Source organism: Pandoraea apista, assembly GCF_001465595.2.
GTDB classification, from domain to species: domain Bacteria; phylum Pseudomonadota; class Gammaproteobacteria; order Burkholderiales; family Burkholderiaceae; genus Pandoraea; species Pandoraea apista.
On sequence record NZ_CP013481.2, the window covers coordinates 4,709,812 to 4,728,177 of the forward strand.

Consider the following 18,366-nt stretch of genomic DNA (forward strand, 5'->3'; position numbering starts at 1 on the left):
GGCGCCAATCCTCCAGATAGGGGATACACAGTGGCTCGATCGTTTGCTATCTTCGCGAGCAAACAGTCCTACATAGAAGATCAGGGAGAAAGTCATGGCTCACGGGCGGCACTTCAGGCGCAGCGCGATGCTCGCGCTCGGCGTTGCAGGCGTATATGGCCTGCTGGGCAGCTTTGCGGCGCATGCTGAAGGCTGGGTCACGCTTTCCAACAAAGATTGCAAAGTGTGGTCGAACGACCCGAGCAACACCGGCATCACATGGACCGCGACATGGTCTGGCCCGTGCAAGAACGGCTATGCCGACGGGCCGGGCGTTGAGGAGTGGTTCAAGGACGGGGTTTTCGATCAGCGCCTGGAAGGTGAGCTGAGCAAAGGTAAGCGGGCCGGCGTCGGCACCTACACGTGGGCGAGCGGCAATCGCTATGAAGGCCCCTTTGTCGACGACCAACGCACCGGCAAAGGAAAATTCTTCTGGAGCAACGGCGACACCTACGAGGGAGACTTCGTCGCAGGCAAACGCACGGGCAAAGGCATCTACGTGTGGGCTAACGGGAAGCGGTACGAGGGTGACGTTCTCAACGACAGCATGACCGGTCAGGGCTATCAACTCGAACCCAACGGCAACACCTACCGCGGCCAGTGGGCCGAAAACACGTTCGACGGCCCCGGTGTCATTACCTTTGCGTCCGATGGTTCCGTGCGCGCCGGTCAGTTCGTCAAAGGCAAGATCTACGACGGCACCGACACTCGCGCCGACGGCACACTCATTGCCACTTACACCAACGGCGTGCGCTCACGCGCCTCCGCGCCCTCCAACGACGGTCCCGGTGTGTTGTCTTTCGTCGCAGGTCTGTTGGGCGCCGCTGCGCAGGGCGTCGCAAGCGGCGGCGGACGCAACGCCGCCCAATATCAGGCCGTCGCCACGGCATTGCAGGCGACGTCGGGAACGGCCTCGCCATCGGCGATGCCCGTCGCATCTCCGGGCACATCTCCGGGCGCGCAGCCGGTATCGCCGGCCGGAAATTACGGCGGGTCTTCCAGCGGCAACGGCGCCAGTGCCGGGCGCAAGACGGTCGCCCCGATCCAGGGCTGCATCGAACAGGTGCGTATCGCACGCGGCGCCACAGGTTGGGGAGGCTGGTGGGACATGGAAACCGGCATCAAGAACACATGCGGCTACCCCGTCAATGTCGCCTGGTGCATCACGGGCGACAATACAGCCGATTCCGCCGCCCGTTGCGAGAAGCAGTACTCAGGCTTTTACGGTCTGGAACCGGGCCAGCAAACGTCGCTGCAAGCCGATCGTTTCGGCACCCTGCAAACGCTCATCTGCAAGGAACCGGCGCGGCCGCTCAACATTACGTGGAGCGGCACGCGCTTCACAGGGCAGTGCGTGCTTCTCTGATCAGATTTACTTCGCTGTCGGCATCGCGAACTCGGCGCCCTTTTCAGTGCTCTCCGGCCAGCGCTGCATGATCGACTTCTGCTTGGTGTAGAAACGCACGCCCTCTTCACCGTAGGCGTGCATGTCGCCGAACAGGCTGCGCTTCCAGCCACCGAAGCCGTGCCACGCCATCGGCACCGGAATCGGCACATTGATACCGACCATGCCCACCTCGATGCGACGTCCGAATTCGCGCGCGATGTGGCCGTCGCGTGTGTAGCACGCCACGCCGTTGCCGAACTCGTGTGCGTTGATCAGATCGATGGCTTCGGTGAAGTCCTTCACGCGCACGCAGGCGAGTACCGGACCAAAGATCTCTTCCTTGTAGATGCGCATGTCCGGGGTCACGTGATCGAACAACGTGCCGCCCGTGAAGAAGCCCTCTTCATGACCCGGCACCTTCAGGCCGCGGCCGTCGACGACCAGCTTGGCGCCTTCTTCCACGCCCAGCGCGATATAGCTCTCGATACGCTCCAACGATTGACGGGTGACGATCGGGCCCATCTCGGCGTCCGGTTCCATGCCGTTCTTGATAACCAGCGTGCGGGCGCGCTCGGCCAGACGGTCCATGATCTTGTCGCCCACGTCGCCAACCAGCACCGCCACCGAAATCGCCATACAGCGCTCGCCCGCCGAGCCGTAGCCCGCGCCGACCAGCGCGTCGATGGCCTGATCGAGATCGGCGTCGGGCATCACGACCATGTGGTTCTTTGCGCCGCCCAGCGCCTGCACGCGCTTGCCGTGCTTCGCGCCGGTCTCGTAGATGTAGTTCGCAATCGGGGTCGAACCGACAAAGCTGATCGCCTTGACGTCTGGATGCGTGAGCAGTGCATCGACCACGACCTTGTCGCCCTGCACCACGTTGAAAATGCCATCCGGCAGGCCAGCCTGCTTGAGCAGGTCGGCCATGAAGAGCGAGGCCGACGGATCGCGCTCGCTGGGCTTCAGGACGAAGGCGTTGCCTGCGGCAATCGCCACCGGGAACATCCAGCAAGGCACCATGCACGGGAAATTGAACGGCGTAATGCCGGCCACCACGCCAAGTGCCTGACGCGTGGTCCAGTTATCGATCCCGGTCGACACCTGCTCCGTGTAGTCGCCTTTGAGCAGTTGCGGCATGCCGCAGGCGAATTCGATCACGTCGATACCGCGCGAGACTTCCCCCTGCGCGTCCGTGAACACCTTGCCGTGTTCGGCGGTAATGATCGCGGCAAGTTCGTCGCGATGCTGGTTCATCAATTCCAGAAACTTCAGCATGACGCGCGCACGGCGAATGGGCGGCGTGTTGCTCCATGCCGGGAACGCCGCCTTGGCGCTTGCCACTGCCGCCTCGACGTCGGACACGTCGCCCAGCACCAGTCGACGCGCGCTGGCACCCGTGGCCGGGTTGAAGACCGGCTGAGTCCGCTCGCTGTTCCCCTTCACGCGCTGGCCCTGAATGTAGTGAACCACGTCGGCGGTATCGTTGAACGCTTGCATTTCGACTCCTGATGAATTGATGAACGATGCCAGCAGTGTATGAATCGCCGGGGGCCACGCATAGGCGCTATCATTGAACTCATTGTTTTCAATGTCGAACAATCAACTGATGGAACCGGAAAAAATCGAGGGCCTCTGGACACACCTTCATTGGCTGACGGTGCTGGCTGAACAAGGCAGCTTTACGGCCGCCGCGGCCCGGTTGGGCGTGAGCAAGGCGGCAATGAGTCAGCGCATTGCCGAACTGGAGCGTGCCGCAGGCGTGTCGCTTGTGCAGCGCACCACGCGCAGTGTTCGCTTTACGGAAGCGGGGCAACAGCTTGTCGACGACACGCGTGGCCAGTACGAGCGTATCGCGACCAGTTTTTCGAACGTGCGAGATCAGGCCGGCGTGGCGAGAGGCTTGATTCGTGTCACGGCCCCCGTTGCGCTCGGGCGCCAGCAGGTCATTCCGAAGTTGTCGCAGTTCGTGCGTGAGCATCCGGAAGTCCGGGTGCAACTCGACCTGTCCGACCGACTGAGTTCGATTGCGACGGAGGGCTTCGATCTCGCCATCCGGCACAGCACGAACGCTCCCGAGACTCACGTGGCCTGGAAACTCTGCGATACGCGCTCGTTCATTGTCGCCACGCGCGCCTATTTGAGGCGACGCGGCACACCCACGACGCCCGCGGACCTGACAGCGCACGATTGCCTTTCCTACCCGCGCGCGCAAACGGCGAACACCTGGTCGTTCGAACCCAGCACCGGGCGCAGATCTGCCGGAGGGCCGGTGACGATCAACGTCAGTGGCCCTGTGGCGGCGAACAATAGCGAAGCCCTGCGCGACGCTGCGCTGGACGATCTGGGTATTGCGCTGCTGCCCGATTTCACGGCACAGGCGGCCGTTGGCACAGGCAAGCTGGTGGTGCTGTTGCCCGAATGGCGGCCGGTCGGTGCATTCGCCGAGCGAATCTATGTGGTGCGCCCGTACGCGTCGCATGTGCCGCGGGCTGTCAAACTGTTTGTCGATTACTTGCGCGGCGCGTTTGCCGACGGGTTTCCCTGTTGAGTGCCCAGGGCATCTGCGACGCACACGAGTGCAGAGTCGAACGAGTGGACAATGGCTTCGGTGGCATACTGACGGCAACGTTCGGCGTAGTCATCACGCAAGGCATTGGCATGTCCATCAAACTCTCTTCTCACGATCTCCGGCAAATCAGTGCCGGCACATTGCTGCACTACAACACGAACGCCGACGATTTCCGCGAAGGCACCCGGGATCATGACGTCACGCAGAACATCGCTGCGTTGTTGCGGCATATCGAAGGCGAGCCGCCCTTCACGATTCTCGACTTCGGGTGCGGCCCGGGCAGAGACCTCAAGGCATTCACAGCACAAGGCCATCGCGCGATCGGTCTCGATGGTGCCGCGCGTTTTGTCGCCATGGCCCGCGACGAAACCGGCTGCGAGGTCTGGCATCAGGACTTTCTGCAACTCGATTTGCCGGACGCACGCTTCGACGGCATTTTCGCCAATGCCGTGCTGTTTCACGTTCCAGGTCAGGATCTGCCGCGTGTACTGCGGCAATTGCACGCGACGCTCAAACCCGGTGGCGTGCTCTTCAGTTCCAACCCGCGCGGGTCAAATCAGGAAGGCTGGCATCACGGACGGTACGGCACTTTCCACGATCTCGAATCGTGGCGCAGGTATATGACGGATGCCGGCTTCGTCGAACTCGAACACTACTACCGCCCAGACGGCTTGCCGCGCGAGCAGCAGCCCTGGCTCGCGAGCGTGTGGCGCAAGCCAGCCGTCTGAAGTGCTGGCGGGATTTGCCGCCATGCCTACCCGAACAGGTGCCCCGTCGACGGATACGGGGGGCCTTGGAGATTTGAATGGCTACTCAAGATGCGCTGCACCCGCTACGTCCCTTCCTGAAGAATTGGGTTTGGGAGCACGGGCGAATCGGTACCCGTTATCTGGACTGCATCGACGGAGAAGTCAAATTCGACGAAGGCAAGAAGTCTCACTTTGCGGCCGAAGCGTATCTATATGTGCCGCTGGGTGAAAACGCTATCGATGATCCGTCGGCGGACGGCCCGGCGATTCAGGAGGCGGGGCTTGCGCGATTTTTGAAGGCAGCGCAATTGGGTAAGCCAGAGGAAGCGGGCTCGGTCGCCGAGGTTCAGCGCGCAGTCTCCGACTGTGTGGATCTCGCGCTCTTCAGCGCCTATCAGGGCGCAGCCCGCGAGGCGCATGCCCGCTATTCGCAAGAGCCCATGTTCGAGGATGAAATTCGCGCGGCGGTCGTAGACGATATCCGTCGCGTTTATGTCGGCATGCGAGCGCAACTGGCGCTATACGACTTCAGCGTGCTCTACGGATTGCCCGCACCGTTGCTTATTGGCGACGCGCCCTTCATCGACTGGCGCGCGCTCCCCAGCCCGGCACTTCCCCTCGTCTCGCTTCCATTGGGTCCGCACTGCCTGCTCGTCGGTGCGCCCTCCGGGAGAAAGAGCAAAGTCGGGCCGGTCGTCTGGAAGGCAGCCGCCGCAATGGGTCCGCTGAAGGACCACAACCGCCATATGGTGGAACAAGCCCGTTTGTGGCTAGTCGCCACCAACGACGAGGCACTGGTGGCCGTGCAAAGCCGCTTTGCCAAGCCGGAGAACGAGAAGCCCGACACGACGAAGCCCTGATTGCCCCAAGGCCCGCGCATTCCGTTTGCCGACACGGCGGGCACGGCCAGTTGTCTGCGCTCTGGGTCGCTAGGTCGCTGGGTCGGCATGCCGCTTCCGCTTATGCGCTGTTCAGTTGCAAACCGCTCCAGTGGCCGCTCCGTCCGATAGCGAATGTCTCGCTGAACGTGTGCGCGGGCATAGGCACGCCGAAAAGATAGCCTTGTCCTTCGTCACACCCCAGTTGCCGCAGGTTGTCTCTCTGTTGCGTCGTCTCGACACCTTCGGCAATCGTTTGCAAGTCGAAACTCCGCGTCATGTCCACCAGCGCACGCACGACCGATGCGTCGCGTGTCGATTCCATCATTCCCTGAACGAAGGAACGATCGATCTTGATACGGCTCAGCGGGTAGCGCCGCAGCAGACTGATCGATGCATAGCCGGTGCCGAAATCGTCAAACGCGATCCCGACGCCGTAATCGCGCAATCGTTGCAGTGCGTCGAGGACAACGTCGTCGTCCAGCACGATGCTCTCGGTCACTTCCAACTCGAGTGCCTCCGGTGGCAAGCCGTGCCGATCGAGTACCGCGATGACCTCATCGACAATGCTCCCGATACGGAACTGCAAGCCGAACAGATTGACCCCCATCCGGAAAGACGGTGCACCATTGCGACGCCAGAATGCGGCCTGTGCGCAAGACTCGTCGAGCACCCATGCGCCGACTGCCGCAGCGAGCGGCCCGCGTTCGAGCGCAGGCAGAAACGCCGCCGGAGACAATAGCCCGCGTTTCGGATGCCGCCACCGGATCAACGCTTCTGCGCCCGTCAGAGACCCGTCGGAGAAATCCACCTGGGGTTGATAGAACAACACGAACTCGCCGTCGCTGACGGCACGATGCAATTCGATGTTGTACACGCGGCGTGTCACCGCCTCCATGCGCAGTTCGTCCACGAAGACAAACGCCTGTCCCGATCCGTGATGTTTGGCTCGCGATAGCGCGAGGTCGGCGTCGCTGATGAGACTCAGCGCTTCCTGTGCGTGCTGCGGCGTAACGGCAATGCCAGCGCACGCGGTCACTCGCACCTCGAAACCGTCGACGATCATCGGCTCGGCAATAACCGCTGCGGCCGCTTCGGCGAAGCGGCGGGCGTCCACGGTGTTCGTCACGCCGGGCAGCAGTAGCGCGAACTCGTCGGCGCCGATGCGGGCAACGGTATCGCCCGGCCGCGCGAGCCCCACGAGGCGCCGGGCGACTTCGCAAAGCATGCCGTCGCCGACAATATGGCCCAGCGTGTCGTTGACGTCCTTGAAACCGTCGAGATCGAGGATCACGACGGCCGCGCCCGTTGAATCGACCGACATGACTTCGGCGTCGCGGTAAAAGCTCGCGCGGTTAGCTACGCCCGTCAGGGTGTCGGCGTCGGCAAGCCGCTTCAGTGCGTGCATATCGCTGCGCAAGGTGCTCAGGTCATGTGCGTGCGCGTTGAATGTCAGCGCACCGTTTTCACGCCAGCAAAAAAGCGAAAGGCTCAGCGGAAATTCCGTGCCGTCTTTGCGCAATCCGTACACCTCGGACGGCATGGTCATCGCGTCGACAGACCCCGCCGCCACCGCTTGGGCGATCTGATCGCGAAGCAAAGACCGGTCACACTCAGGAACGAGGGTTTCCATCTCCCGGCCGGCCCCTTCGGTAACGTCATATCCGTAGAGCATGGCCGCAGCGAGATTCCAGTCGAGGATCCTGCCGCAATCGTCAAAGCGAATCATCGCCGTCGGCGACTGTCGCTCAGGTTCGTCGAACGTACGCCGGTCACGCTCGATGAACAATTCGACGCGTCGTAACTCCAGCCTGTCTGACGCCATCTTCGCAAGCTCGCGCAAGCGCTCGCGATCGATATCCGAAAAATGGTGGTTTGGCTTCTTGTCGATTACGCACAGTGCACCTAGCGCATGGCCGTCGACCGAAAGCAGTGGCACGCCGGCATAAAAGCGCACTTGTGCGTTACCGGTCACCAGAGGGTTGTCGTGAAACCGCTCATCGCGAGTTGCGTCGGGAACGACCATCACGCCGTCCTGCAAAATCGCGTGGGCGCAGAACGATGCGTTGCGGGTCATGTCGACATCGCCCCCCGAGAAACCGGTAACGGCGGCGAAGAACACATGATCGTCTCCGACCATGTTGACGGCAGCCACCGGCACATCGAACATGTGCGCCGCCAGTCGCACGACGGTGTCGAGGCTTGGCAGGGGCCGATCACTACCCAATCCGTAATCGGCCAACGCGGCAAGCCGTTCGGTTTCCATCGGCAATACAGGGGGACACTTCATCAGTGGTCTCCTCGCCTGAAAGCGGTTTCACGGAGATCGTTCCAGAAGCAACGATTTTGCCATTCAAAGCGGGAAGGAAACAGACCGGAACTTTCGGCATGCCATCGACAATCCCCTGCCCGATTTTCAAACCACGAAGTCAATCCGACGACAATGAACATCCCCGATCGTCCGGATAACGCGGTTCCGATTTTTCGGATTATAAGCGGAAGACTCCCGTTTTTTCTCTCTACCGTTCGTCGTACGAACTGTATTCCGATTTCGTCCCGTGCGTCGACACGTTCGCTTCGCGTCTCATCATTTCACACGGCCGTTTGAAGTCTCGTTTTACGTTCGGATAACGGACGCAGCGCGGCGGAACAAGCGCACCGCCGTCTATCTGGAAATCGCGGACGTTACCCGTTGGATTGCCCTGTAAGACACCCGTGGCGGCAAGGCCGGTGCCTCGCGCGCCCCGAAAGACGCTCGAACTGCTTCGCTTCGCAAGTGGCGAATCTGTATCTGTTACCCCCCCGGACTCGCTACTAAAATGGAGCCGTCTCCTAACCACCGATTCAGGCTCCCCATGCTAAACATCCTCGGCAGACCGACATCCATCAATGTTCGCAAGGTGTTGTGGTTGTGTCACGAACTCGACATCCCGTTCGTCAATACCCCCTGGGGAGACGGCGATGCGTCGCGCGCGCTCGACGCGCCGGCGTTCGTTGCGCTCAATCCCAACAAGATGGTGCCGGTGATCGACGACGACGGCTTCGTCATGTGGGAGTCCAACAGCATCCTTCGCTACCTCGCCGCCACGCGCGAACGCGCCGACCTGTATCCCGTTGCGCCGCGCGAGCGTGCCCGCGTTGACCAATGGATCGACTGGCAAGCGTCGGATCTGAATCCGGCCTGGGTGTACCCGTTCAAATCGCTCGTTCGCAACGCCCCGGGCTACGACGATGCCCGCATGGTGGCCAACAGCGTTGCACGATGGAAAGAACTGATGGGCGTGCTCGATCAGCAATTGCAGTCGACACAGGCGTTTATCTGCGGCAAGACGTTCACACTCGCAGACATCGCCGTCGGTCTGGCCGTCCATCGCTGGTTCGCCACACCGATCGAGCGGCCTCCGCTCGACGCGGTCGCTGCATATTACGAACGCCTGTCGCAAAACGAAGGCTTTCGCCGCTACGGACGCAACGGCACCCCCTGACGGCGTTTGCAGCGATCCGTCACCAAAGCCGGCCGCTCCCCCGGCGGCCGGATGCCGCTCGCCGGGACACCTGCCTACTCCGCCGCCAGCGTCTCGCGCAACACCTCGGCCAGCGCAATAATGCCCGCCTCGATATGCTCAAGCCGTATCGAGGAAAAACCCAGCCGGAACATGTTGCGCGGCGGCGCATCGCCCATGAAGAACACGTCGCCCGGCTCGATCAGAATGCCGCGCGATTTCGCCCGCGCCGCCAGCACGTTGGCGTTCAGATTCTCCGGCCCCTGCACCCAGCAAGACGCCCCGCCCTTCACCTGCACGAACGACACTTCCGGCATATGCGTGGCGAGCGCCGCACTCAGCACTTCGGCGCGGTTGGCGTAGGTATCCGCCAGACGGCGCAGCAAAGCGTCGTGATGACCCAGCGCCAGAAACATCGAGAACGAGCGTTGAATGAATGCCGACGGATGGCGAATCATCAATCGCCGCAGCGCACGCAACTCGGCCACTAACGCCGCAGGCGCGACGATATATCCCAACCGCAGTCCCGGCGCAAACGACTTTGACAAGCTCCCGATATAGATCACCCGGTCGCTGCGATCCAGACTCTTGAGCGCCGGAATCGGGATGTCCGAATAGCTGTTCTCGCTCTCGTAATCGTCCTCGATGAGCACGAAGTCCTCGGCCTCGGCACGCCGTAGCAACGCTTCGCGATGGGCGAGCGGCATGGTCGTCGTCGTCGGGCACTGATGCGATGGCGTGACGTACACGTAGTCGCATTGCGACAGGCGGTCGTCAACCGGCACCCCGTGCTCGTCGACGGGCAAGCCGACCAGCTTGGGCGTGCGTATCGCGAAGATGTTGCGCGCGTCGGGATAGCCGGGATCTTCGATGCCTACCGTGGTATGCGCCCCAACGAGTAAATCCGCCAGCAGATAGAGCGCCTGTTGCGCGCCGTTGGTCAGTACAATCTCGTCGGCGTCGGCCCACACGCCGCGTCGCGGCAACACGCGCGTTCGGATCTGTTGAATGAGCGTCTCGTCGTCGCGCGCGATCATGTCCGGCGCCCAGTCGCGAATCTCCATGACGGTGAGCGCCTTGTGGCAGCACTCGCGCCAATCCGCCGTCGGGAACATCGTGGGATCGAACTGTCCGTAAATGAACGGGTACTGGTACTGCTGCCAGTCGATAGGCTTCACGATGTTGCGTTGCCCCGACGGCCGCACTACGTAGCGGCCCTCCCAGTCTGGCGTCGACGGGTCAAGCGGCGCGATGGTGCCAGCCACCGGCTCGGGCACATCGCGCACAGGGGTGCTTTGCGTTCCGACGCGCGGGGCCAGGATGTCGCCGTTGACGAAGTAACCGCGCCGTTCGCGCGCAATCAGATACCCCTCGTCGACCAGTTGCTGGTACGCAAGTACGACCGTGTTGCGCGCCACGCCCAGCCCCTCGGCCAACTCGCGTGACGACGGCACTGCGGCGCCACGCATCAGGCGCTCGTCCAGAATCGCCGACACCAGCATCTGGCGTATCTGGCTCTGCAATCCCATGCCAGCACGCGCCGACATCAGAAACAACTGGTTCCACATCGCCGCAGAAATCCGGCTCGACATCGCGCCCTCTCGTCTTGTCACTTCTAGAGCGTCAATTATTACTCATGAGACGGTTACGTTTATTCCGAATTCGGGTTTATCCGCAGTCACGGAAAATCCGGTCGAATTCCAGCATTCATGCGGTTCACAGGCCGATTCCCCGCTATCTGGACCAGTTGGCATCATCAAATGCGGCCAACTGGCTCTAACGAACAAAAATACAGGCGGCAATGATGCAGTCACTTGACGCCGATTCGTAACGCCAACTGCGTCAATCCGAGTGTTCCACCGAAAACTTTCCGATTAGAGGTGAACCATGAATGGACTTCCGAACCGGCTGCGACGGGTGTTCGCTGCCACCGCGCTGGCCGCCGCCGCGCTACCCGCCGCACTGACGCTTGGATTGACGCTGCCGACCACGGCGCAGGCGCAAGAGAAAGAGGTGACGATCGCGTATCAACAGATCGTCGACCCGTGGCTGGTGGCGATTGCCAGCGGTGAGTTCGAAAAGGCCACGGGCTACAAGATTCACTGGCGTCAGTTCGAATCCGGCGCCAAGGTCGCCACGGCCCTCGCATCGGGCGACATCAAGATTGGCGTGCTCGGCTCCAGCCCCATGGCGGCGGCCGTCTCCCAGGGGCTCGACCTGCAACTGTTCTGGATTCTCGACGACATCAACCAGGCCGAGGCGATGGTCGTGCGCAACGCGTCGAACATCAAGACACCTGCCGACCTGAAGGGCAAGAAGATCGGCGTGCCGTTCGTCTCGACCACGCACTACCACACGATGTTTGCGCTGCAACAGTGGGGCATCAAGCCGAACGAGGTAACGGTGCTCAACATGCAGCCTAACCAGATCGTGGCGGCATGGGAGCGCGGCGACATCGATGCGGCGTATGTGTGGGACCCGGCCCTCGCGCAGATCAAGCAAAGTGGTCACGTGCTGATCACGTCAGGCGAGCTGTCGAAGCAGGGAAAACCGACATTTGACGGCATTGCCGTCGACCGCAAATGGGGCGAAGCGAACGCCGACTTCATGGCGAAGTTCGTCAAGGTGATCGCCGACGCCGATGCGGCCTATCGTCAGAATCAGGCCGCATGGTCGGCCGGATCGCCGCAGGTCAAAGCGATCGTGAAGATGATCGGCGGCAAGCCGGAAGACGTGCCCGGCGCCCTCTCCCTCTACGCCTATCCGTCGGCGCAGCAGCAGGCGTCCGGCGAATGGCTCGGCGGCGGCAAGGATAGCCGCGCGGCCAAGGCGCTCAAAGACACGGCCGAGTTCCTCAAGAGCCAGCAGAAGATCAACGCCGTCAAGGCTGACTACACGCCGTACGTCACGTCGCGGTACGTCGACGCCGCACTCAAACTGAAGTAGCCGCACCGGGGCGCTTGCACCGGAACGCCTCCGGCGCCGGCGCCCTCCCCGATCACCGGATCGACAGGAGAAGGGCTTCATGGAACAACTCATCGTCAACGACGTCAGCGTCGTGTATCCCGGCCGGCGTCCCGGCGAGCAGGTGCAGGCGCTCGCTCACGTCGATCTGAGCATCGCCCCCGGCGATTTCGTGGTGGCGCTGGGCGCCTCGGGTTGCGGCAAGACCACGCTGCTCAGTCTGATGGCCGGCTTCATTGCACCGACTTCCGGCGAATTGCTGCTCGGCGGCACCCCCATCGAGGGGCCCGGCGCCGACCGCGGCGTGGTGTTCCAGAAGCATGCGCTGCTGCCGTGGCTCAACGTGATGGAGAACACCGAATTCGGATTGAAGCTGCAAGGCATTCCCAAGACGGAGCGGCGCGCCCGTGCTGCGCGCAACCTTGCCCTCGTCGGCCTGCAGGACTTTCACAACCACATGATTTACCAGCTCTCCGGCGGCATGCAGCAGCGTGTGGGCATTGCGCGCGCCCTCACCTGCAATCCGTCGATGCTGCTCATGGACGAACCGATGGCCGCCCTCGACGCGCTCACCCGGGAAACCATTCAGGAGTTGCTGCTCGACGTGTGGCGCGAAACCGGCAAGATGATCTTCTTCATCACGCACAGCGTGGAAGAGGCGCTCTTCCTCGCGAGCCGCCTGATCGTGATGTCACCGCGTCCGGGCCGGATCACGCACACCTACGAACTCGACTTCAATCAGCGCTATCTCGAATGCCGCGATGCGCGCGCCATCAAGTCGAGCCCCGATTTCATCGCCATGCGAGAGACCGTGCTCAGCATCATCTACGGCGACGAACGTGCAGGCCAGACGGCAACGTCCGGTACCGGCGCGGTCGCCGCCTGATCGACGCAGGAGACGTTGCCATCATGATGACCAAACCCGTCACCACACCTCACGCGCCGTCTACCGGCACACCCGCCGGCAGCGGCACGCAACGCCCTGCCCCTGCGCCATCGTCCCCCCGGGCGCCGCGCCAGCGCGGCTGGTTTGCCCGCATGTTCGCGCCCAGACCGGTCAAGGCAGGCGAATCGTTCGGCGCCCCGGGCCAGGGGCCCAGTCTCGCGATCAGCATCGTGACCGTAATCGCGCTGTTGCTGCTTTGGGTCGCCATCACCTCGTCGGGCATGATCAAGCCGCTGTTCCTGCCGGGGCCGCGCGCCATCGTCGAGAAGTTCATGCAAGTCATGACCGAGGGCTTCGCAGGCTCCACGCTGTGGCAACACACGCTCGCCAGTCTGTATCGCGTGTTCGGTGCCTTCGCGCTGGCGTGCGTCACGGCCATCCCGGTCGGCATTCTGATGGGGGTGTCGCGCGTGGCGCGTGGCGTGTTCGATCCGCCCATTGAGTTCTACCGTCCGCTACCCCCGCTTGCCTATCTGCCGCTGGTGATCATCTGGTTCGGCATCGGCGAGTTTTCGAAAGTCTTCCTGATCTATCTGGCGATCTTCGCCCCGCTCGCCATCGCGGCGCGTGCGGGTGTGCGCTCGGTGTCGATGGAGCAGATTCACGCGGCATATTCGATGGGCGCCTCGCCGCGCCAGATCGTCATGCACGTCATCGTGAAGTCGGCGCTGCCGGAAATCTTCACCGGCATGCGCATCGGCATCGGTGTGGGATGGACCACGCTGGTCGCCGCCGAAATGGTGGCGGCGTCGAGCGGGCTCGGTTTCATGGTGCTCAACGCGGCGGAGTTTCTCGCGTCGGACATCGTGATCATGGGGATCATCGTGATCGGCTTCTTCGCCTTCGGTTTCGATCTGATCATGCGCTATCTGGAGCGCGCACTCGTGCCCTGGAAAGGCAAGGTCTGACAAGGCCGCAGCAGGTCCGTTGGTCATCACAAGAGACGCAGGGCGGCTCCCCCCGCCGCACCTGCCGTCAAACAAGGCATTCAGGAGGTTGTGTGGCAGTCGAGACATTGCAAAGCGGGCGTCTTGCCCGCGAGCGGCATTCTGTCGCTGTTGTCGTTTCCCCCCGTTTCTTTCACTATCCCCGGTCCCCTCGCCGCTCCCTTAACGTCGCGCCGCTCGTGCGCCATCTCGCGGGAGGTCGCCATGGCCAATCGTGACAGCGGCACGCATTTGCAGTCGAGCCTCAAGCAACGGCACATGAGCATGATCGCGCTGGGTGGCGTGATCGGCGCAGGGCTCTTCGTCGGCAGCGGCGTGGTCGTGCATGCGGCCGGTCCGGCGGCAGTGCTGTCATTCCTCATTACCGGCGCGCTCGTGGTGCTCGTCATGCGCATGCTCGGCGAGATGGCCTGTGCACTGCCCGCCGTCGGATCGTTCTACGAGTACGCGAGGCTCGCCTGGAACGACAAACCGGTCGGCGGCGAACTGGCCGGCTTCCTCACGGGCTGGATGTATTGGTATTTCTGGGTGATCGTGGTCGCGGTGGAAGCCGTGGCGGGCGCCAACCTGATTCAGTTCTGGCTCCCCGACATTCCCGCATGGGCTATCAGTCTCGTGTTGCTCGTCGTGCTCACGCTGACCAATCTGGTGTCGGTGGCCTCGTATGGCGAGTTCGAGTTCTGGTTTGCGTCGATCAAGGTTGCGGCGATCGTCGTGTTTCTGTTCCTCGGCGCGCTCTTTGTGTTCGGCATGTGGCCCGGTGCAGTCGCGAGTACCGGCAATCTGCTATCGCACGGCGGCTTCATGCCCAACGGCATCGGCCCCGTGATGGCGGGCGCGGTCGCGGCCACCGGCTTTTACTTCGGTGCGGAAATCGTGACGATCGCCGCCGCCGAAGCCGCAGAGCCGCAGCAAGCCGTGGCACGCGCGACCAATTCGGTCATCGGGCGAGTTCTGTTCTTCTACATCGGCTCGATCCTGCTGGTGGTGATGCTCGTGCCCTGGAATTCGGCAGGCATGGCCACACCGTACGTGAGCGCGCTCGAGGCCATGCATATTCCTGCGGCCGCGCACATCATGAACGCGGTCGTGCTCACAGCGGTGCTCTCGGCGCTCAATTCGGGCTTGTACGCCTCGTCGCGCATGCTCTTCGCACTCACGCGCCGTGGCGACGCGCCGCGCTCGCTGGCCAGGCTCAACGCGCGCGGCGTGCCGGTGCGCGCGATTCTTGTCGGCACCCTGTTCGGTTATGTCGCGGTGGTGATGTCCTACGTTTCGCCCGACACGGTATTTGCCTTTTTGGTGAACTCTTACGGCACGGTCGCAATTTTCGTGTACGTGCTGATTGCGTTCTCTCAACTGAAGCTGCGCAAGCGGCTTGAACGTGAGGCGCCGGGCAAGCTGAAGGTTCGGATGTGGGGTTATCCGTATCTCACCTGGGTCGCGATCGTCGGCATGTTGTCCATCGTTGGTGCCATGGCGTTCATTCCCGATCAGCGCACACCGCTCGCACTCGGCGTCGTCAGCCTGACGGTGCTGCTCGTGGCCTTCACCGTGCGTTCGATCTGGCGCAAGCTGCGCTCGCCGGACCCCGGCTTCGAAATTTGATGGCGATCTGATTTCGATACGGAAGTCATGGCCGGCGGCAGAGATTCTGCCGCCGGCCTTTTCTTTTATTGGCGTTGTGCAACGATCGGGGGAGACGAAGGAAAGCGTGTGTGGCCGATGGCCTCAGAGAACCGCAGAAACCAGCGCTTGCGTCAACAACCGCTGGTCCTCGTCGGAGAAGATGCCAATCAGTACGATCGTCGAAGACGATGCCGTCAGATCAGGGCGCCGCGTGAGCATCGACCGGCGGCCCACGACATGTAGCTCGCTCACCTGCCCGGCGCGCAGCGAGACGAACCCCTTGGCGCGTAATAGCTTCTCGGGGAAGAGCGCGAGTGCGGCTTTCAGACGCGCACGGTCGAATACGCCGCCGGCCTCGACATTGAAGCTTCGCAGCCCGCGCGGCAATGCATGCGATGCCCGCCGCATCGGGTGAGTACTGAGCAGTCCCGGCACTCGCATGGCTTCGTCGGGAAAGAGAATGGCCGGTGGCACACGCCCCTCCAACGCCGTCACGACGATCTGCGTCGCCCCCAATGACGTCAGACGACGCCTGACCGACGCCACCTTGTCCTCGTCGACGAGATCGGTCTTGGTCAGCACGAGCGTGCTGGCCGCAATAAGCTGACGTTGAACGATATCGCCAACGTAGCGGTCGTCCAGCGCCGCCTCGATGCCTTCGACATCGACTGCCACCACAATGCCGTGCAATCGAAAGGCACTGTCGAGCAAGCCGACTTGCGCAATGCGTGAGGGGTCGGACACGCCACTCGCTTCGATAACCAGCAAGTCGGGCCGCTCGGCGCGCTCGCCAAGGGCAATCAGGGTCTCGACCAGACGGCCGCCAATCGTGCAACACACGCACCCGTTCTCAAGCCCGATCACGTCGTCGCCGCGCTCACGGATCAGCGCGGCATCGACGTTGATCGAACCGAAGTCGTTGACGAGGACCGTTACCCGAAGCCCTTCGGCGTTGCGCAATAGCGCGTTAACGAGCGTTGTCTTGCCCGCCCCGAGATAGCCGCCGAGGACGACCATCGGGATCGGGGGTCTGGCAGCCGCAACGACCGTATTCGACGCGGCGGTTTGGCTAACTTGCACAGTATTCATGTGGGTGCACGGAAGACTTCGCCTCCCAACACCGTGCCCCACACCGGCATCTGGCGCAAGTCGTCTAACGGCACGTCGAACGGATCGGCGTCGAGCACGGCAAAATCGGCGTATTTACCGACCTCGATACTGCCGATCAGATGATCCATGCCGAGTGAAAACGCGGCGCCCAGCGTGATCGCGCGTAAGGCGTCCGCCACGGGCAGGCGTAACGACTCACCCAGCACCCGGCCCGACGACGTCTCCCGTTTGGCCGCGCACCACGCGGTGAACAGAGGATTGAGCTGTGTGATCGGCGCGTCGGAATGCAGGGCAAACGGCAGGTCGATTCGACGGGCAATCTCGGCAGCGTCCATCCGGTTGGCGCGATCCGGGCCCATCGTGCGCTGGTAGTGCGCATCGCCCCAGTAATAGACGTGATTCGCGAAGAAATTCACGCACATGCCCAGCCGTCGAGCACGCGTCAGTTGCGCCGAGTCGGCCATCTGGCAGTGCTGCAACGTATGCCGATGGTCCACACGCGGATGCAGCGCCAGCAGCTTTTCGATGGCGTCGAGCACAACGTCCGTCGCCTCGTCGCCGTTCGTGTGGATATGCAGTTGCAGGCCGGCCGCATGGAACGGCAAGAAGGTCTCGACCAGTTGCGACGGCGGAATCAACCAGAGGCCGTTTGGTTTGCCGTTGAAATACCCCGGCCAGCGCAGCCGCGCCGTGTAACCCTGAATCGAGCCATCGACGATGAATTTGACCGGTCCGTAGTGCAGCTTGTCGGTATTGCCCTCTCTCGCACTCAGCACGCGTTGCGGGCCGCCCTCGGGGCAGCGCTGCGGCGCGAACGCGGGCACGATGCGAATCGGATACGTCGGATCGCGCGTCACTTCGTGAAGGTTCGCATTACCCGACGGCGTCAGATCGTTGACGAGATCGGTCGCCGTCGTCACGCCGGCCAGTTGCGCGACCCGCCCGAAATTCCAGATCGCGCGAACGCTCTCGCTCGCCGCAATCGACAAGCCCTCGCCGATCACCCGATACACCGGGAACATCGCCGCGAACTCCTGCAATTCGCCGGTGGGCTCGCCATCCGCTCCCATGACGACACCTTCGATGTCGGTATCGCCGTCGATGCCCGCCAATTCGAGCATCGCCGTATTCACGTTCATCAGATGCACGCTCGCGTGCAGGATGGCGATGGGCCGCGTGATGGATACCGCGTCGATGTCGCGTGCGACAAGTGGCGCCCCCTCGAAGAAGATCGGGTCATAGCCCCAGGCGAGCAGCGGCTTGTGATCGTCGGTCATGCGCTGCTGCGCGTCGCGCAAACGATCCAGCACCGCGCCGGGCGTCTTCAGCCCCTCCCATAAATGCCCGTCGGGGCCGCGACGGTCGTAATAGCCGACGTAGACGGCGTCCCACATTGCGCCTTCCATCAGATGGCAATGTCCCTCTACCAGCCCCGGCATCAGCACTTTGTCTCGCAACGTGGCTATCGGCGCCGCGTCGGTCCAGCGACGCATGTCGTCCGGACCGCCCACGGCGAGAATACGGCCGTCGCAAACGGCCACATGCGTGGCCACCGGCTGGGCCGGGTTCATGGTGAGAATCTTGCGTGCGACGTACACACGAATGTCGTCGCGGCTGGCTACGGTGTTGTCTCTGTCTGTCATCT

14 protein-coding genes are annotated in these 18,366 nt (G+C 62.6%); 9 read left to right on the plus strand and 5 right to left on the minus strand.

From position 1 onward, the window contains the following. The first annotated feature begins 94 nt into the window (after positions 1–94). A complete protein-coding gene (locus tag AT395_RS21285) occupies positions 95–1,405 on the plus strand; it encodes an MORN repeat-containing protein (protein ID WP_072632895.1) in 1,311 nt (436 codons plus the stop codon). Positions 1,406–1,411: 6 nt separating this feature from the next. On the opposite strand, the gene AT395_RS21290 is transcribed toward AT395_RS21285, so the two are convergent. Continuing rightward, complete coding sequence (locus tag AT395_RS21290) at positions 1,412–2,923, minus strand: CoA-acylating methylmalonate-semialdehyde dehydrogenase (RefSeq protein WP_042114524.1); 1,512 nt, start codon at positions 2,921–2,923, stop codon at positions 1,412–1,414. Positions 2,924–3,032: 109 nt separating this feature from the next. On the opposite strand from AT395_RS21290, the gene AT395_RS21295 reads away from it, so the two are divergent. The 3 genes from AT395_RS21295 to AT395_RS21305 all read left to right on the plus strand — a co-directional run bounded on the left by AT395_RS21295 (position 3,033) and on the right by AT395_RS21305 (position 5,604). After that, the gene (locus AT395_RS21295; protein ID WP_048628790.1) at positions 3,033–3,974 is read left to right on the plus strand and encodes a LysR family transcriptional regulator; all 942 of its coding nucleotides are present in this window, start codon (positions 3,033–3,035) and stop codon (positions 3,972–3,974) included. A 110-nt stretch (positions 3,975–4,084) separates the two neighbouring features. After that, on the plus strand, positions 4,085–4,723 hold the full coding sequence (locus AT395_RS21300) for a class I SAM-dependent methyltransferase (RefSeq protein WP_094068657.1): 639 nt from the start codon (positions 4,085–4,087) through the stop codon (positions 4,721–4,723). A 77-nt stretch (positions 4,724–4,800) separates the two neighbouring features. Further along, positions 4,801–5,604, plus strand: coding sequence for a hypothetical protein (locus AT395_RS21305; RefSeq protein WP_048628687.1), 804 nt, complete (start codon positions 4,801–4,803; stop codon positions 5,602–5,604). A gap of 100 nt (positions 5,605–5,704) precedes the next feature. Here AT395_RS21305 and AT395_RS21310 read toward each other — a convergent pair whose 3' ends face one another. After that, the gene (locus AT395_RS21310; RefSeq protein WP_048628686.1) at positions 5,705–7,912 is read right to left on the minus strand and encodes a putative bifunctional diguanylate cyclase/phosphodiesterase; all 2,208 of its coding nucleotides are present in this window, start codon (positions 7,910–7,912) and stop codon (positions 5,705–5,707) included. A gap of 565 nt (positions 7,913–8,477) precedes the next feature. Here AT395_RS21310 and AT395_RS21315 point away from each other — a divergent pair. After that, on the plus strand, positions 8,478–9,107 hold the full coding sequence (locus tag AT395_RS21315) for a glutathione S-transferase family protein (RefSeq protein ID WP_042114521.1): 630 nt from the start codon (positions 8,478–8,480) through the stop codon (positions 9,105–9,107). A gap of 74 nt (positions 9,108–9,181) precedes the next feature. Here the strand turns inward: AT395_RS21315 and pdxR are convergent, their stop codons facing one another. Next, complete coding sequence (gene pdxR, locus AT395_RS21320) at positions 9,182–10,717, minus strand: MocR-like pyridoxine biosynthesis transcription factor PdxR (RefSeq protein WP_042114520.1); 1,536 nt, start codon at positions 10,715–10,717, stop codon at positions 9,182–9,184. 295 nt (positions 10,718–11,012) lie between these two features. On the opposite strand from pdxR, the gene tauA reads away from it, so the two are divergent. From tauA to AT395_RS21340, 4 genes are all read left to right on the plus strand, one after another. Beyond that, positions 11,013–12,071, plus strand: a complete 1,059-nt coding sequence (gene tauA / locus AT395_RS21325) for a taurine ABC transporter substrate-binding protein (RefSeq protein ID WP_094068631.1) — start codon at positions 11,013–11,015, stop codon at positions 12,069–12,071. 79 nt (positions 12,072–12,150) lie between these two features. Then, entirely contained in the window at positions 12,151–12,975 is an 825-nt protein-coding gene (locus AT395_RS21330; protein ID WP_042114519.1) for a taurine ABC transporter ATP-binding protein, read from the plus strand. 152 nt (positions 12,976–13,127) lie between these two features. Next, on the plus strand, positions 13,128–13,943 hold the full coding sequence (locus AT395_RS21335) for an ABC transporter permease subunit (protein ID WP_042117904.1): 816 nt from the start codon (positions 13,128–13,130) through the stop codon (positions 13,941–13,943). A gap of 243 nt (positions 13,944–14,186) precedes the next feature. Further along, positions 14,187–15,590, plus strand: a complete 1,404-nt coding sequence (locus tag AT395_RS21340) for an amino acid permease (protein ID WP_048628685.1) — start codon at positions 14,187–14,189, stop codon at positions 15,588–15,590. Positions 15,591–15,713: 123 nt separating this feature from the next. Here the strand turns inward: AT395_RS21340 and AT395_RS21345 are convergent, their stop codons facing one another. Further along, entirely contained in the window at positions 15,714–16,700 is a 987-nt protein-coding gene (locus tag AT395_RS21345; RefSeq protein ID WP_042114516.1) for a CobW family GTP-binding protein, read from the minus strand. After that, positions 16,697–18,364, minus strand: coding sequence for an amidohydrolase (locus AT395_RS21350; RefSeq protein WP_048628684.1), 1,668 nt, complete (start codon positions 18,362–18,364; stop codon positions 16,697–16,699). The genes AT395_RS21345 and AT395_RS21350 overlap by 4 nt, the downstream gene beginning before the upstream one ends. Positions 18,365–18,366 lie beyond the last annotated feature (2 nt).

What these genes read in the sequence shown, in the direction of transcription:
- tauA (WP_094068631.1), top strand. Translation starts at nt 11,013, where the DNA reads ATGAATGGACTTCCGAACCGGCTGCGACGGGTGTTCGCTGCCACCGCG.
- AT395_RS21310 (WP_048628686.1), bottom strand. Translation starts at nt 7,912, where the DNA reads ATGAAGTGTCCCCCTGTATTGCCGATGGAAACCGAACGGCTTGCCGCG.
- AT395_RS21285 (WP_072632895.1), top strand. Translation starts at nt 95, where the DNA reads ATGGCTCACGGGCGGCACTTCAGGCGCAGCGCGATGCTCGCGCTCGGC.
- pdxR (WP_042114520.1), bottom strand. Translation starts at nt 10,717, where the DNA reads ATGTCGAGCCGGATTTCTGCGGCGATGTGGAACCAGTTGTTTCTGATG.
- AT395_RS21295 (WP_048628790.1), top strand. Translation starts at nt 3,033, where the DNA reads ATGGAACCGGAAAAAATCGAGGGCCTCTGGACACACCTTCATTGGCTG.
- AT395_RS21330 (WP_042114519.1), top strand. Translation starts at nt 12,151, where the DNA reads ATGGAACAACTCATCGTCAACGACGTCAGCGTCGTGTATCCCGGCCGG.
- AT395_RS21350 (WP_048628684.1), bottom strand. Translation starts at nt 18,364, where the DNA reads ATGACAGACAGAGACAACACCGTAGCCAGCCGCGACGACATTCGTGTG.
- AT395_RS21340 (WP_048628685.1), top strand. Translation starts at nt 14,187, where the DNA reads ATGGCCAATCGTGACAGCGGCACGCATTTGCAGTCGAGCCTCAAGCAA.
- AT395_RS21335 (WP_042117904.1), top strand. Translation starts at nt 13,128, where the DNA reads ATGTTCGCGCCCAGACCGGTCAAGGCAGGCGAATCGTTCGGCGCCCCG.
- AT395_RS21305 (WP_048628687.1), top strand. Translation starts at nt 4,801, where the DNA reads ATGGCTACTCAAGATGCGCTGCACCCGCTACGTCCCTTCCTGAAGAAT.
- AT395_RS21315 (WP_042114521.1), top strand. Translation starts at nt 8,478, where the DNA reads ATGCTAAACATCCTCGGCAGACCGACATCCATCAATGTTCGCAAGGTG.
- AT395_RS21345 (WP_042114516.1), bottom strand. Translation starts at nt 16,700, where the DNA reads ATGAATACTGTGCAAGTTAGCCAAACCGCCGCGTCGAATACGGTCGTT.
- AT395_RS21300 (WP_094068657.1), top strand. Translation starts at nt 4,085, where the DNA reads ATGTCCATCAAACTCTCTTCTCACGATCTCCGGCAAATCAGTGCCGGC.
- AT395_RS21290 (WP_042114524.1), bottom strand. Translation starts at nt 2,923, where the DNA reads ATGCAAGCGTTCAACGATACCGCCGACGTGGTTCACTACATTCAGGGC.